We start from the raw sequence: 15,479 nt of genomic DNA on the forward strand, positions 1-15,479 counted from the left end.
TATGACGACATTAACATTGGGTACAGCTACGGCAGGACAAGATCGCCCATTAATTGCGGTGCCGGTTACCGGAACAACTATTTCGGCGGTGCTTGGCCAAGTTGAACAAATCAACGAGTCACGAGCCGATGTGATTGAGTGGCGCGTAGATTACTTAACGGATTTGGTAAACTTGCGAGCCGCTGATGTACAAACGATTTTATTTAATGCGGACAAACCCGTCATTTTCACATGGCGTACTGCGGCCGAGGGCGGCCAACGCCCATTCGATATTGCCTTGTATGAATTGGTCTACCGATTAGCCATTAAAACCGGTGTCGCGGCAATTGATATCGAGCATCAATTATTTACCCAGGTAGCCGATTTGGTAGCCGATGCCCACGCTGCCCAGGTACCAATTATTAACTCACAACATTTTTTTACTGACACACCAACGACTTTAGACCAGGTGTTTGGTCAGGCGTATGCGACCACGGCGGACGTGATTAAGGTCGCGACGATGCCGCAACATGATGGGGATGTTGATCGCCTACTTGCGACAACCCAGCAGTTTGCCACGGAAGGCAAACCATTGATTACGATGGCAATGGGTGAGCTCGGGCAACGCACCCGCATGATTGGTGGTCGTAATGGCTCACAATTAACATTTGCAACACTCGGGGCAGCTTCTGCACCGGGTCAACTGGATTTAGCGACATTATTGACATTGCTGGAGGATTAAAAATGACCATTTATCATAGTCAATACTTTGAAGAAGCGCGGCAACAACTGGTGAATAGTGTACCGGGTACGATGGGCTATACCCCAATTTCATTCCATGCGGTTGGGGATGATATTCGCTTAGACCGGGCATTTTTGCGCTTTGATTGGCGCGCGCCGGAAATGTTTAAACAGGCATTAGCCACGGCAATGGCGAGTGATGCCCAGTTTGATCGCATTGGATTTATGACGCGTTCGGAACTGTTGCTGGGGCAAGCAGCCTTAGATTACAATGGTCACTTCACGTTACCAACCACCGAGTTGCGTGCGGCCATTAAAAAATTAACCGGCGAACCGGTTGTGCTAGCTGGTGTCGCTGCTGATATGGTGTTGCCATTTGGACTCCAGGATTTACGCCATGTGGTGCATTTGACCAAGTGGACCTATGAAAACCACACCATCTATCACTTGGTTGCTGGTTTGCCCGCATTGGAAGTGAAGGTCGATGCGTTACGCAATGCTGGTGTCTACCGGAATGAGGCAAAGGTGCTCCATAGTGAAACGGAGCTGGATGGTACAGCGTTAATGGCGTTCATGCAAGATTTGATTCGCGATTATTTCGGAGTGGAAACGGCCAACCTGCGAACAATGCAAGCCGCATTTGGCGCGGCTAAACCAAATGATGATGCAGCAAGTAACCGCGTGCTGATTGCTGATTTTGAAAATTAACTCATAAAAAAGACCACTAGACCGAGTGTGAACCGGTCTAGTGGTCTTTTTTAGTTTAAGTTACCGTGGCTGTATCACCCAAGCACCAACGGCATAAGCTGCAATTAACAAGACTGCAACTAGCCATTGCCACTTTGGCAGGGGATCATTAATGGTATCCGTCCTAGGAAAGCCCTCGGAAAAGCCGTGTGACGTCATTGCTAAGGCTAAGTCGTCCGACCATTGCAGGGCACTTAGCACGGCTTTGAAATACAAGTGTGGACTCCAGAGATGATACGTGACACCACGTAAGCTGGCTGCGTATTGAATGGTTTTAACCTGTCGTCGCACACGCGGTAACAAATTAAAGGCCGCCAATAAGCCGTACGTGAAAGTGCTCGATAAATGGGCATGCCGGTGGAGACTAAACAATAAATCCTTCACCGTGACGGTTAGTGTTAATGCCCCGCCCAAGAAGAGGTAGGCATATAAGCGAGTGGCATAGACCCAGGCCAAATGGGTGGGGTTCCCTGTACCGAAGGCGATAAATGACACCCATGTCGCAAAGGCAAGTGGGAGTGAAATTGCGAACATTACCCCGAGATACCGCCATTTAACACCAGCTAATAGCAAATAAAGTAACGTCACCCCAGCTACAATTAGATTCATCGTGATTGATTTAACGAAGGCTGTTTGAAAGCCAATTCCAATCATAATGACGAGTAAAACCGTTGGATTCAATTTAGGCATGTGCTGAACCTCCAATTAAACGAAGTTGCTGTTCAGCAAAAACCAGTTCATAGTCTATGAAGTCTGCCAAACCTTGTCGTTGGTGTGAAATCATTAAAATGGCTTGCTGGGTCGCGTGCACGGTCGTTTGTAACAAGGTCATGACTGCCTGGACAGAATCCTGATCGAGACCGGCTAAGGGTTCATCGAGGAGGAGCACTGGTTGTCCCATGATTAGCATGACCAAGGTTTGTAGTTTTTTCTGCTGACCCCCTGATAGTTGATAGACAATGTGATCCATCACGCTGGTTAGATTGAGTTGGGCAACCGCATCAGCCACGCGTTCAGCCGTCCAAAAATCAGGGTAGGCAGTCTGACGTTGTGACAAAGCCAATTCTTCCGCGACTGTCATGGTCACGAATTGGTCAGTGGCTGTTTGGAAAATCAAAGCCACGCGTTTTGCCCAGGCTTTTGCTTTGATTTTGCGCGTATCTTGTTCGGCCCATGTAATTGTGCCGGTTGCTGAAATTTGTTTGGTCAGTGCCTTAAATAGGGTGGACTTACCAATGCCGTTTGCCCCGGAAATCAAGCCGATTTGCTGACTGGGTACGGTGAATGTTGTGCCTGTTAGTAACGTTCGTTCACCGACGCTGACGTGTAATTGGCGCCAACCCAAGTCACCGGCCGGGTTAGGTTGCCCGACGAAAGGGACAACTGGCGCCAGGTTTGTGAGGCACGTTAATGACGCCGACTGCAGTGTGCCGGTTGTGGCCTCCAAGACGTAGAGATTGTCAACAAGCTCAGCGTAACCCGACAAATCGTGGTCTGAAATCACAATTGTCTTACCTTGCGTTTGCTGGAGAACTTGTAAATCATGCAGTAACGTTTGCCGTGCTTGTGGGTCAACATTTGCAAATGGCTCATCGAGTAGAATAATGTCACTATCCATGGCCAAAATGGTGGCTAAGGCAACGCGTTGCTTTTCGCCGCCGGATAGGGTCATCAAATCTTGCTCAGCAAAGGCTGTCAAATTTAAGCGGGTCATCACATCGGCCACCCGGTCTTGAATTTGTTCAGCCGGTAATTGGATGTTTTCAAGTGCAAAAGCAATTTGTTCAGGAGCGGTCCGCATCGCAAATTGGCGATCCGGATTTTGAAATAGCATGGCCACTCGTTTGGCGCGTTCAAAAGGTGCCACGGGTTGAATGTCTTGTCCGTCTAACAAAATTTGGCCACCGGTGACAATGCCACCAAATTTAGGCATCAGGCCCGCCATCGCTTTTAACAACGTTGACTTACCAGAACCAGAGGGGCCAATTAATAAATTAAAACTGCCGGCAACGGGTGAAAACGAAATATTGTTTAAAATATTTCGTTGGCCCGTATCGTAGGCAAAGCTAAAGTTTTTAACTGCTAATGTTGTCATATTAACGCTTTAATAAACCTGACTTTTCAACAAGGACTTTAATCAAGTAAACAAGGATACCGGCGAAAAAGCCGACTGAAATCAAACGAATGATGAACAAGGCGATCAATAGGCCAGGCTTATAGGCCAAGTAGCCACTGTTGAACAAGTCCCAAGCAAACGTAATCAGTGTGCTGGTAATCACGGACAGTGTCAGCCCAATTTTATCCCAGTTCTTGTAGCCAGTTAAGGTGAAACCAAGCTCAGAACTGATTCCTTGAACAAAACCGTAGAGTAAAGTAGCAGCACCCCAACTTGAGAAGAGGAGCATCTCAACGACGGCCGCCAACACTTCACCAATCAAGGTTGCGCCAACTTTGCGAAGGAGTACCCCGGCTAATGGACCGGCCATCAGCCACACCCCAATTGTCATATCGTTAGCGAATGGCTTGAGCGCTGGAATTGCGGCTAAGGCGTAATAAGACGCGCCCCAAACCTGATAAATAACCCCGAAGAAAATCGCGATAATGGCTAGAAAAATAACATCACGTAGCGCCCATCCGCGCTTGTGTTCTTGTACTGTTTGCATAACGTGCAAACCCCCGTTCATATAATTCGAATCGCCCAAAGCTTCGGAAAATAAAAAGAACCCCAGTATCAACCGTCTTGGCAATACTGGGGTTCGCTTACTTTAAGTCGTAAACAAACCAAGCTCCCTAGCAGGCATTATCCTGCTCAGGTTCTATGGGTATCATCTCAGCCACTTGGCACCCCAGCTTGTTTGATTCGTTAAAGTAAGTATAGGGGCTTGGCAGGTACAATGCAACTAGCTGGTGAGTTAAGCAGAGAAATTATACTGAATATTTGATAGAATATAGATATTGAATGAAAAATGGAGGAATTCACCCGTGGAGGAGTGCCAAATTAAGTTGTTCGGTCTGTCAGCTAACCATGAGTTAGCTGAAGCAGTGGCAGATGAGTTGCATCAACCTTTAAGTCAAATTGATATCAAGCGTTTTGCTGATGGTGAAATCTACGAACGTGTGTTGGAAAGTGTTCGTGGTGATGACATTTATATTGTGGCACCAATTGCTGAAGAGGTGAATGATGCCTTCATGGAAATTATGATTGCTGTTGATGCGCTTCGACGTGCTTCAGCCGCTCATATTAACGTGGTGATTCCATACTTTGGATACGCACGTCAAGACCGCAAGGCTAAGTCGCGTGAGCCAATTACGGCCAAGATGGTGGCTTCATTACTTGAAATGGACGGCATCGATCGCGTTTTGGCTGTCGATTTGCACGCTGACCAATTGCAAGGGTTCTTTGATATCCCGGTTGATCATTTGCAAGCGGCACCGCTGTTGTCCGATTACTTCTATCGTCGCAACATGTTGGAAAACTTGGTTGTCGTGTCACCGGATCACACCGGTGCTGGGCGTGCCCGCAAGTTTGCTGACTTGGTGAACGCCCCATGGGGTGTGGTAAATGACAACGTGGCGATGACGACGCCCGAATCGCCAGATGCGATTGTGGGTGAGGTTGCCGGTCGCCGGGCAATTATTGTCGATGATATTGTTGATACGGGGCGCCGTGTGCAAATGACAGCCCGCGCTTTGCGAGCAAACGGGGCAACCGATGTTTTCGTTGTGGCAACGCACGCCGTCTTATCGGGTGATTCAGCCCAACGCTTGGCAGCCGACGAGAATATTTCCCACTACATCTTCACGGATACATTGTTGATGCCAGAGGCAAAGCAGAGTGCGAAGTTTACGCGTCTATCAGTCGCACCATTGTTGGCTGACGCCATCGTCCGCATCCATGAAAATCGTCCGTTGGATATCTTGCTAAAGTCACGGAATAATCCAGATGCCAAATTATAATATGTTATGATGGTATTGAAATAACATGCAATAAAATGAACATTGAGGGGTATTTACAATGGTTTATGCAGCAGCTGATAATCGCTATGATGTGATGCCATACCGCCGTGTGGCTGATTCTGGCTTGATTTTGCCAGCGCTATCATTTGGTTTGTGGCGTAATTTGGGTGACCAAAAGCCACTTGCTAACTCACGTGAAGTGATGTTAAAAGCGTTTGATAATGGTATTTTTTCATTTGACAACGCCTCTAATTATGGGCCTTCCGATGGTTCAGCCGAAGAGACTTTCGGAGCTGTCTTCGAAAAGGATTTGAAGCCATACCGTAACGAATTGGTGATTACCACCAAGGCGGGTTACCACATGTGGCCAGGTCCTTTGGGTGAATTCTCTGGTAAGAAGACGTTGACGGCAGCGTTGGATATGTCATTGCAACGCATGCACCTGGACTATGTTGATATTTTCTACGCACACCGTTGGGATCCAAATACAAATTTGCGCGAAACGGCTGAGGCACTCGATTTAATTGTCCGCCAAGGAAAGGCGCTATATGTTGGTGTCTCAAACTACACCACGGAACAAGTTGCTGAAATTGGTAAGATTTTCGATGAGTTGCACACGCCATTCATTGGTAACCAAATGTCATACAACATGTTCAATCGTGAAGCAGAAACGACGGATATGTTGGCCGAATTGGATAAGCACCATGCCGGGTTGATTGCATACGGACCATTGGCCGAGGGCTTGTTGACGGATCGCTACTTGGATGGTTTCCCAGCTGATATGCCGTTGCACCGCACGAATGCTTTCATTAAGGAAGATCCTGAGGGAACGGTTGCGAAGTTGAACGCTTTGAATGCGGTCGCTGCTGACCGTGGTCAGACGTTGGCCCAATTGGCGATGGCTTGGTTGCTGCGTGACAAGCGCGTGCCATCAATCGTGATTGGGGCATCTTCAGTTGATCACTTGTTGGACAACGTGAAGGTAGCGGACAACATGACCTTGTCTGCGGAAGAATTGGCTAAGATCGATGCCATTTTGAACAATAAGTAGTTGATAAGAAAGGTGGTCGCTTTTCCAAGTGGCCATCTTTTTTGATATACTAAATTGACTAGAAATAAGGGAGCACATTGGTGATGAAGAAGATTACTGTATTGGGTTCGTTGAATGCGGATACCATTTTGCACATTCCACACTTGCCACAACAAGGTGAAACGTTGGCAATGGATGATGCCTCAACGGCGCCTGGTGGTAAGGGTGCCAATCAAGCGGTCGCAGCAAAGCGGTTAGGTGCGGACGTTAATTTTATTGGCGCCGTCGGGGATGACCAGAACGGGCAACTATTACTAGATGCATTACAGGCGGATGGTATTGATACAGCCCATGTGGCTGAACTATCAGGTGTTGCAACAGGTGCTGCATACATTATGCTTGAGGCTGACTCAAACAACACCATTTTGATTCTCGGTGGTGCGAACCGCCAAGTGAATGAATCAAATGTTGCTGCAGCCGATGCAACGATTAAAGCGTCAGACGTATTGATTGCCCAATTTGAGACGCCAATGGTTGCCACACTGAGCGCATTTAAAGCGGCCAAGGCTGCTGATGTCATGACGGTGCTGAATCCCGCGCCAGCAACCAAGGATATTCCAGCTGAATTGTTGGCACTGACTGATTTAGTAGTACCAAATGAGACAGAAGCCGAAATTATTACGGGTATTCCAGTAACTGATGACCTGTCAATGGAAAGTGCCGCCAAGCGCTTACAAGAAATGGGTGCCAAAAATGTGATTATTACGGTTGGCGAACGCGGCTCGTACTTCCACATGGCTGATGGTGAAAATGGCTTTGTGCCGGCGTTGAAGGTTAAAGCAGTTGACACAACGGCGGCTGGTGATACGTTTATCGGTGCGCTAACAACGAAGCTTGACGCCGACATGCGTAATGTTGAAGATGCAGTGCGCTTTGCAAATGCAGCGGCAGCTATTACGGTCCAAGGTTCCGGTGCACAACCATCAATTCCAACGCTTGATCAAGTGAATGCCTCACGTGGTTAAGCTTGCAAAGGCTGGGTGAGTCCCAGCCTTTTTCAATCGAAACGAGAGATTTGTAATGAATAATAACGATATTGTGCGTCGCATCCGCTTTATTTTTAATATTAAGAATGCTGACATGATTAAAATTTTTGAACTGGGTGGTCTGAAAATGACTAAGGAACAGTATCAAGACATCATGACGAAGCAAGAACCGGATACACCACGTGATGAAAAGTTGAGTCGGCATGACTTAGAAGTCTTTATGAATGGGCTGATTATTTCGCAACGTGGTGTGAAGAAGGACGAAGACGGTAATCCAATTGAGCCTGATTACAGTATGCAACGTGATAATGATATTAATAACGTTGTGATCAAAAAGTTGAAGATTGCGATGACTTATTCAAACGAAGACTTGCTTGATTTTTGGACGGCCGATGGCTTTACAGTCACCAAGGGGGAAGTCGGGGCGATGCTACGTCGCAAAGGACATTCTAAATATTTGGTTGTTGGTGACCAATTTATGCGTAAATTATTAGCAGGAATGGCCATAACTTTCCGTGATAACGCTGAAGCGGGTAAAACAGAATAATTTGTGAAGCTGGGTGCCAATGGTATCCAGCTTTTTTCAAGGGTTCGGCACGGAAAATACTGACCCAATTTGCTATACTGAGCCCATAACAATAGATATGGGGGATATCACTATGACAGAAGACTTGAACTTGAATATCGAACCAATGCATTTCCAAAAGATTTTGGTTGGTGTCGATGAGTCACAACAAGGACATGTGGCGTTGGCCAATGCGATTCACCAGGCAATTGAGGACGATGCGACGTTGTACATTGCATCAATTCTGGAATTGGGTGAATTGTCGGCGGTTGATGTGTTGAATTTGCCAGCGGTGCAAATGATGCAAGACAATTTGGCTGCTAATCTTGATCGTTACAAGGCGTATGCGGAGTCACATGGCGTGAAGCAGGTTGAAGTGGTCTACGATAGTGGGCAACGGGCTGGTGAAGTCTTAGTTGACATCTTGGCGCCTAAGATTGGGGCGGATTTGATTATTATCGGGGCCCACTCAAAGAAGGGATTCTGGGAATCGCTTGGTTCACAAGCTGTTTATGTGGCCCGTCACGCCAAAGTGTCGTCAATGATTGCGCGGTGTGACACAGCTGTTGATGCCAAGTAAGCAACTAAAGTATGAAGAATTTGTAAGCGGAGCATGAGTGCTCTGCTTATTTTTTGTTAAGAAAACTAGAATAATTCACGTTATTGAATTATTTTTGACAGATGTGAAAAAATAGGGTTGCTTATGCATAATATCACCTGTATACTAGCACTTGCGGGTGAGGAGCCCCGGTTAAGCGAAAGTCATAAGCCTTCAACTAACAGGGTTAGTTGGACGAAATCCTTTATGAAATTTGTTTAGCACTATTAACTAAAAAGTGAATAGTACACTGGGGAACCCTCCTCACTACGACTTTTTCTCGTACATAGGAGGTTGTCATGTCTAAGGAAGAAATGACAAAGAAGCACTTCGTTGGCGATGCAACTGCTGACGCAAGTCTAGGCGACGTGAATGGTTCAGTTGAAGTGCCAACGAACGGTTCATTTTGGCGCAAATTGTGGGCCTTTTCAGGGCCCGGTGCACTGGTTGCGGTCGGATACATGGATCCGGGTAACTGGGTGACATCAGTAGCGGGTGGTGCGAACTACCACTACACGCTTTTGTCAGTTGTGTTGGTCTCATCATTGATTGCGATGATGTTGCAATACATGGCTGGTAAGTTGGGCATGGTGAAGCGCGAAGATTTGGCGCAAGCTACTCGCGCCCGCACATCAAAGTCAGGTGGCTTTGTATTGTGGATTATGACTGAATTAGCTTTGATTGCAACGGATATTGCCGAAGTTATTGGTGGGGCTATTGCGTTGCACTTGCTATTTGGTTGGTCAATGATTGCCTCTGTTTTGACAACGGCATTTGATGTTATTTTGCTATTATTATTGATGCGTTTTGGTTTCCGTAAAATCGAAGCAATTGTCATTACATTGATTTTGACTATCTTGTTTATTTTTGGTTATTTGGTGGTGTCATCAAATCCAGATATCGTGGCAATGCTAGGTGGTTATGTGCCACAGCTACAAGCCGTTAGCACACATGCACCTAAGGGTGTTGATTCACCATTGCTGATGACCTTGGGAATTGTTGGTGCAACGGTGATGCCGCACAACTTGTACTTGCACTCATCAGTTTCACAAACACGTAAGATCAACCGTGAAAACAAGGCTGAATTGAAGGAAGCGGTGCGCTTCATGACCTGGGATTCAAACATCCAATTGACGTTGGCCTTTGTTGTTAACTCATTGTTGTTGATTTTGGGAGCATCATTGTTCTTCGGTCATGGTGATTCAGTTGGGACGTTTGGTCAAATGTACACGGCGTTGTCAGATAGTACGGTTGCTGGTGCGATTGCATCACCGGTTTTGTCAACGTTGTTTGCGGTCGCTTTGTTAGCATCAGGACAAAACTCAACGATTACGGGTACGCTAACTGGTGAAGTTGTCATGGCAGGATTCCTGCGTTTGAAGATTCCAATGTGGGCTCGTCGTATGATTACCCGTGGACTAGCCTTGGCACCAGTCATCGCCTTTACGCTGATGTATGGTGGGGATGAAGCGAAGTTGGATACGTTGTTGATTAACTCACAGGTGTTCCTATCAATCGCCTTGCCATTTGCCATGGCACCGTTGATTTTGTTTACATCATCTAAGAAGGTGATGGGGGAAGATTTCGTTAACCCGAAGTGGATGACAATTCTAGCCTGGTTGGTCTTTATCGTGCTAACAGGTTTGAACATTCAATTGGTCGTTCAAATTATTGCGAACTGGCTATAAACATTAAGTGAGCACTTCAGTCTTCGGATTGAGGTGCTTTTTTGTGGGATTTTATCGTTTTGAGCACCGAACGATAAATCTTCATAAAGGCTTCCTATACTGAACGTACATTCAGATGGGAGGATTGAAATGATGAAATTACGTCAATTATTTTTAATCGTATTAGCTGTTGGGGCGGCAGTCTTTGGCACGTTGACAGTTGTCAGCGCTGCCGGCAAGACGACTGACTTGACTGCAGGTGATTATACAGTCGGAACGGATATCAAACCTGGTCGATACATTGTCACGCCAACTAATGGGACAAGTGGGAATTTTACAAGTTCGACAGGTGATATTAATGTCATTTTAGGTGATCCTAATGCAGATGCGGGTACTGATATGTATGTCTCGTCTTATACTTTGGATTTGAAGAAAAAGGTTAATATTTCTTTGAGTGGGGTTACGGCTCATTTTGAAGCGGTAACCAAGCGCAAGGCGATTAAGTCAGGTGACCTACATGCGGGTGTGTATAAGGTGGGTAAAGATATTAAACCTGGTAAGTATAAGATTACTGCTGTACAAGGTTCTGGTAATTTAGTAAGCACCAAAAAAGGTTTTATTAATGAAATGATGGGGACTGATTCGCAAGATGGTATGTATGTGCAGTCCTATAATACGAAGCTTCGGAAGGGGCAGGTCATCATGACGACGTTGGAACTGATTAAACTTGAGCGGCGATAAGATAATTTGAAACCAGTGTCTTATTCAAACTAAATAAAAATAATAAAGCCGTCAGTAATAAGAATTGCTGGCGGCTTTATTCTTGACATAGCATTATATCTCATATAACATAATGCTATACGATAAATAGTGTTATATAAAACAAAGGAGATGCGGTGATGAACATTCAAGTACCAACCGCTTTGCTGGACGGATCTGTGTTAGCGTTATTAGCTAAGGAAGATACGTACGGCTATATTATTACCAAAGCGATGCAGGATTTATTGGGTGTCAGTGAATCAACGATGTATCCAGTTCTACGACGCTTAAAGAAGGATGGTTACCTGGAGACGTATGATCAGCCGTTTGAAGGGCGCATCCGGCGTTATTATCGGCTGACCGAAACAGGGCAAGAACATTTACAAGAAATTAAGGCGGCCTGGGGCAATTTCCGCCAAGCAATTAATTCACTATTGGAGGAGAAGTAGGCGATATGGTTAATGAGTATTTAGCAGAAGTGAAAGCAAATATGTCAGGCATTCCGGCAGATGAACGCGACGAACTCTTGCAGTTTTATGAAGAGCAAATGATGGATGCGGGGCTGACAACAGATGAAATTGTGGCGAAGTATGGTTCACCTAAGCAATTTGCCCGGACGTTAAAAGTGGAATATTTTATCGAGTCAGATAACGATGTTGCGCAGGATGCGCCAGCAGGTAAGCGTACCAAGAATTTGACAATGATGATTGTGTTGATCGTCCTCGGTCTATTTGCCTCACCAATTTTGATTCCACTGGCCATCGTCGTAGTGGTTGGTATTATGAGCGTGTTAGCTATTTTTCTGATGATTTTAGCTGGTATCTATATGGGAATCGTTGGGGCGCTAGCTGGTGGTTTGTTCATGTTTGTACTTGGTATCGGCGTACTCACGCAAGCCGTTGGGACTGGCATTTTCTACATGGGCTTAGGCATTGCTTTGACGGCGGCAGTTATTTTCTTCACGCCGCTAGTTTGGGCCGTGACGAAAGCGTTGTTTGAGATGTTTGTGACATTTTTGAAGTGGATTGGTCGACGTTTCTTGTCAAAGAAGCACACACCAGTAACGGAGGGGTAAAGTGATGAAGTTAAAGCACACGTTGATTATTGGTGGTGTTGGGATGGCGATTGGTGGCGTGATGATGGCGGGTAGCTACATGAGCGGTGCCAATTTGAATGTTGCTTGGCATGATGGTCCCAAGGTGGTCAAAATTAAGCATATCAACAAAACTTTTACAGGTCACGATATTAAACAGCTTCGCGTGACGAATGATAATAACTATGTTGAAATCAAGCGCGGGACAGAGTGGCGCGTCAAGATGACAACCATTGATGCAAACATGAGTACACAATTACGTGATGGCGTGTTGACTGTCCACGCCACGGACCAGGATAATGTGATGACGACGATGAGTTATGATCCGGCTGTCACGATTACGGTGCCCGATGGGGTGAAACTGGATAAATTGGATTTGACGAGTGAAAATGGCGGCATAGCAGTGAAAGGCTTGGCTGTGACGCAATCACTTTTGCGCAATGATAATGGTGGGATTCGTTTGGAGAACGTTACCGGCGACACAGTGAAAAGTGAATCAGAAAACGGGGCAACGCGTCTGCAGAATGTGACCCTGAAGTCGGCGCATATCACAACTGATAATGGTCAGGTAAAGCTAAACAATACGGCCTTAACGGAAACGAGCGATGTTACGGCGGAAAACGGCCAAGTTGTTTTGCAAGGGGTGACTGCACCTGGGATGGCCATTAAAACGGAGAGCGGTTATTTGACAGCCCAAGGGTTTGACTTGCCGGCTGGTGCTAAGGATTACCAAACAGGCGATCAAAATAAAGCGCTTCACGTGCAGACAACTAATGGCATGATTCAATTAAAAAAATAATGCAGACTAACAAAACACGGCAACTCAGAACGAGGCGCCGTGTTTTTCACGTTAATGCTCTAATAATTTTTTAATCTTTGGTATAATCAGACTATTAAAGGGGTGACAGCAATGAAAATTAATCAATTTGCGGTGGTCGACACACCGTTTGAAACACAATTAAAAGAACTCGCGACAATTGGTTTTTATGATGAACCAGTTCAGGTCGCGCACGCGAAAAATGCGACGGCGGTTTGGCGGGAGTTATTACGGATTGCTTTTCCAGAAGTGCAGGACGGTAGTGTGAAGTTCCGCGATATTGCCATTAACACTCGTGAGGATTTGGCTGGGTATTTAAATAGTGGTGCGCCAGTGACGGAAGATGTATTTAACGCCGTTGCTTTGCAATTGTTGGGTTTTGTTGAGGATGTTGATTATACGTTCGATAACGTGGCTGAAGCCGTGACAACCATTAATTTGCCACTCTATCATAAAGCAGGACGTTGGGATGCGGATGATGTTTTGACGGCTTGGTACCAATTATTGGTGACGCACACACGCAATGGGCTGCAATTTATTGATGACCTAGCCAGTCGTGGGTATTTTATGAAGAACAACGTGCCATTGTTTTTCAATGGTAAGGCAATGGCCACGTTTGATACGAGCGCGTTAATTCGTGAAGTGGTGTACGTTGAGACGGACGTTGACACTGATGGCGATGGTGTCCGAGATTTGGTGCGCGCCGAGGTAATTCGACCAGATACTGGCGTGAAGGTGCCAACGCTCTTCACCGCGTCACCTTATTACCAAGGGTTAAATAATGAAGCGAATGATGCGCTGGTTCACAATGTGGACGTCGCACTGTTACGCAAAACACCCAACACGTTGACGTATGAAGAGATTAAATATGAGCCTGAACAAGAAGCCTTGCCAGAAGCTCACGAAATTGCGGGCGAGGTGACTGAAACGACAGAATCGTTTACTGGCACATCGCATGTTGATTTAAACAATTATTTCTTGGCACGTGGCTTTGCGGTTGTCTATTCAGCTGGAGTCGGGACGCGTCATTCGGACGGGATGCAGGATACAGGGTCGCCAGAACAGGTGGCTAGCATGCAGGCCGTTGTTGAGTGGCTGGCAGGTGACCGGTTGGCTTTCATCGATAAGCACAGTGGTCAAACTATTAAAGCAACCTGGTCAAATGGTAAAGTGGCAATGACGGGTAAGTCTTACTTGGGGACACTGGCGACCGCAATGGCAACGACCGGGGTGCGTGGTTTAGAAACAGTGATTTCTGAAGCGGCGATCTCAGATTGGTATCAATACTACCGTGATAACGGTTTGGTCATTGCGCCTGGTGGTTTCCCTGGTGAGGATATGGATGTCTTGGCGGAATTAGTGTATTCGCGCATGTTGGATAGTGCGGATTGGCACCGGACTAAGATGCAATGGCATGGCTTCCAGCATGCAACGGCTGAGCATATGGACCGCACCACTGGTGATTACAATACGTATTGGGATGCGCGTAATTACTTGAACAATGTGTCAAACATTCAGGCTGATATTGTGATGGTGCATGGTTTGAATGATTGGAATGTTAAACCACGCCAGGTATTCCGTTTATGGCAAAGCCTACAAAAATTGCCAGTGGTTAAGAAGTTGTATCTTCACCAAGGACAACATATTTACATTAACAATAACCGCTCGCTTGATTTTGCGGATCAAATGAATTTGTGGTTGAGTTATAAGCTCTACGGTGTCCAAAATCAAGCAGCTAGCCAGTTACCAGATGTTACTTGGCAAGCAAATGATCAAGCCGAGACTTGGGAGACCGGGCATGAGTGGGGGGCGACGACGCCGACACCATTGCCATTAACTGCTGAGACGGCGTACGTTCAGTATGAAGACTGGCAAATCGCGGATGACTTTGCCGCGTATAAGCAGGATTTCAATGCTTGGCGCCAACAAATGTTGCAACGTGAGAATGATAAACTGGATGTGAATCGAGCGGTCTTTGTGCAACCTGCCTTTGAACAGGATGTGGTCATTGATGGTGAAGTCACATTGCAATTACGGGTTAAGTCATCGGCAGATGTTGGCTTAGTGAGCGCCATGCTGGTTGATTATGGTGAAGCCCGTCGCCTGGCAGCGACACCACAACCACAGGGCGTACTGATTGATCGTGGTACTGGCTGGCAGCCGACCCCGTTAGTAGAATTTCAATTGGCGCAGCCAACGACTGAAAAGATGATCAGTATCGGTCACATGAACCTTCAGAACCGAACTGCACCATGGCGTGTGGATGACCTTGTGCCGGACGAATTCGTTGACGTGGCGCTCACCCTGCAACCAACCCGTTATCGATTGCCGGCTGGTCATCAGCTTGGTGTGATTATTTATGGCACTGACTTTGAAATGACGGTGCGCGGTAATCAAGATATTCGTTACACCATCGATGTCGAACAAAGCCAGTTAATTGTGCCATTCCAGGACAACACACAAAAATAGGATTATTTTTC

The 15,479-nt window shown here is 46.3% G+C and carries 16 protein-coding genes and 1 riboswitch; of the genes, 13 read left to right on the forward strand and 3 right to left on the reverse strand.

Going from position 1 to position 15,479, the window contains the following annotated elements; translation table 11 throughout:
* Position 1 precedes the first annotated feature (1 nt).
* Together aroD and ACJ28U_RS11925 are read left to right on the forward strand one after the other, a co-directional pair.
* A complete protein-coding gene (gene aroD, locus ACJ28U_RS11920) occupies positions 2-721 on the forward strand; it encodes a type I 3-dehydroquinate dehydratase (protein WP_407619418.1) in 720 nt (239 codons plus the stop codon).
* Between the two features lie 2 nt (positions 722-723).
* Entirely contained in the window at positions 724-1,428 is a 705-nt protein-coding gene (locus ACJ28U_RS11925) for a hypothetical protein (protein ID WP_407619419.1), read from the forward strand.
* 60 nt (positions 1,429-1,488) lie between these two features.
* On the opposite strand, the gene ACJ28U_RS11930 is transcribed toward ACJ28U_RS11925, so the two are convergent.
* The 3 genes from ACJ28U_RS11930 to ACJ28U_RS11940 are packed head-to-tail and all read right to left on the reverse strand — an operon-like array spanning position 1,489 to position 4,130.
* A complete protein-coding gene (locus ACJ28U_RS11930; protein ID WP_407619420.1) occupies positions 1,489-2,157 on the reverse strand; it encodes an energy-coupling factor transporter transmembrane component T family protein in 669 nt (222 codons plus the stop codon).
* Entirely contained in the window at positions 2,150-3,562 is a 1,413-nt protein-coding gene (locus ACJ28U_RS11935; protein WP_407619421.1) for an ABC transporter ATP-binding protein, read from the reverse strand. The genes ACJ28U_RS11930 and ACJ28U_RS11935 overlap by 8 nt, the downstream gene beginning before the upstream one ends.
* A 1-nt stretch (position 3,563) precedes the next feature.
* Positions 3,564-4,130: an ECF transporter S component gene (locus ACJ28U_RS11940; protein ID WP_108730204.1), complete on the reverse strand. Its 567-nt coding sequence runs from the start codon at positions 4,128-4,130 to the stop codon at positions 3,564-3,566.
* 107 nt (positions 4,131-4,237) lie between these two features.
* Positions 4,238-4,326: riboswitch (TPP riboswitch) on the reverse strand.
* Positions 4,327-4,449: 123 nt separating this feature from the next.
* On the opposite strand from ACJ28U_RS11940, the gene ACJ28U_RS11945 reads away from it, so the two are divergent.
* From ACJ28U_RS11945 to ACJ28U_RS11995, 11 genes are all read left to right on the forward strand, one after another.
* The gene (locus tag ACJ28U_RS11945) at positions 4,450-5,424 is read left to right on the forward strand and encodes a ribose-phosphate pyrophosphokinase (protein WP_010370339.1); all 975 of its coding nucleotides are present in this window, start codon (positions 4,450-4,452) and stop codon (positions 5,422-5,424) included.
* 58 nt (positions 5,425-5,482) lie between these two features.
* A complete protein-coding gene (locus ACJ28U_RS11950) occupies positions 5,483-6,475 on the forward strand; it encodes an aldo/keto reductase (RefSeq protein ID WP_195318127.1) in 993 nt (330 codons plus the stop codon).
* An 83-nt stretch (positions 6,476-6,558) separates the two neighbouring features.
* Positions 6,559-7,479, forward strand: coding sequence for a ribokinase (rbsK, locus tag ACJ28U_RS11955; protein WP_407619422.1), 921 nt, complete (start codon positions 6,559-6,561; stop codon positions 7,477-7,479).
* Positions 7,480-7,534: 55 nt separating this feature from the next.
* A complete protein-coding gene (locus tag ACJ28U_RS11960) occupies positions 7,535-8,047 on the forward strand; it encodes a DUF1456 family protein (RefSeq protein ID WP_407619423.1) in 513 nt (170 codons plus the stop codon).
* 112 nt (positions 8,048-8,159) lie between these two features.
* Positions 8,160-8,645: a universal stress protein gene (locus ACJ28U_RS11965; RefSeq protein ID WP_407619424.1), complete on the forward strand. Its 486-nt coding sequence runs from the start codon at positions 8,160-8,162 to the stop codon at positions 8,643-8,645.
* 317 nt (positions 8,646-8,962) lie between these two features.
* Entirely contained in the window at positions 8,963-10,351 is a 1,389-nt protein-coding gene (locus tag ACJ28U_RS11970) for an Nramp family divalent metal transporter (protein ID WP_010370351.1), read from the forward strand.
* A 129-nt stretch (positions 10,352-10,480) separates the two neighbouring features.
* The gene (locus ACJ28U_RS11975; RefSeq protein ID WP_407619425.1) at positions 10,481-11,071 is read left to right on the forward strand and encodes a hypothetical protein; all 591 of its coding nucleotides are present in this window, start codon (positions 10,481-10,483) and stop codon (positions 11,069-11,071) included.
* A 158-nt stretch (positions 11,072-11,229) separates the two neighbouring features.
* On the forward strand, positions 11,230-11,538 hold the full coding sequence (locus tag ACJ28U_RS11980) for a PadR family transcriptional regulator (protein WP_407619426.1): 309 nt from the start codon (positions 11,230-11,232) through the stop codon (positions 11,536-11,538).
* A gap of 5 nt (positions 11,539-11,543) precedes the next feature.
* Entirely contained in the window at positions 11,544-12,164 is a 621-nt protein-coding gene (locus ACJ28U_RS11985; RefSeq protein ID WP_407619427.1) for a DUF1700 domain-containing protein, read from the forward strand.
* Positions 12,165-12,168: 4 nt separating this feature from the next.
* Positions 12,169-12,981, forward strand: a complete 813-nt coding sequence (locus ACJ28U_RS11990; RefSeq protein ID WP_407619428.1) for a DUF4097 family beta strand repeat-containing protein — start codon at positions 12,169-12,171, stop codon at positions 12,979-12,981.
* Between the two features lie 111 nt (positions 12,982-13,092).
* The gene (locus tag ACJ28U_RS11995; RefSeq protein WP_407619429.1) at positions 13,093-15,468 is read left to right on the forward strand and encodes a Xaa-Pro dipeptidyl-peptidase; all 2,376 of its coding nucleotides are present in this window, start codon (positions 13,093-13,095) and stop codon (positions 15,466-15,468) included.
* Positions 15,469-15,479 lie beyond the last annotated feature (11 nt).

Source organism: Weissella sp. MSCH1, assembly GCF_045799135.1.
In the GTDB taxonomy this organism is placed as follows: Bacteria; Bacillota; Bacilli; order Lactobacillales; family Lactobacillaceae; genus Weissella.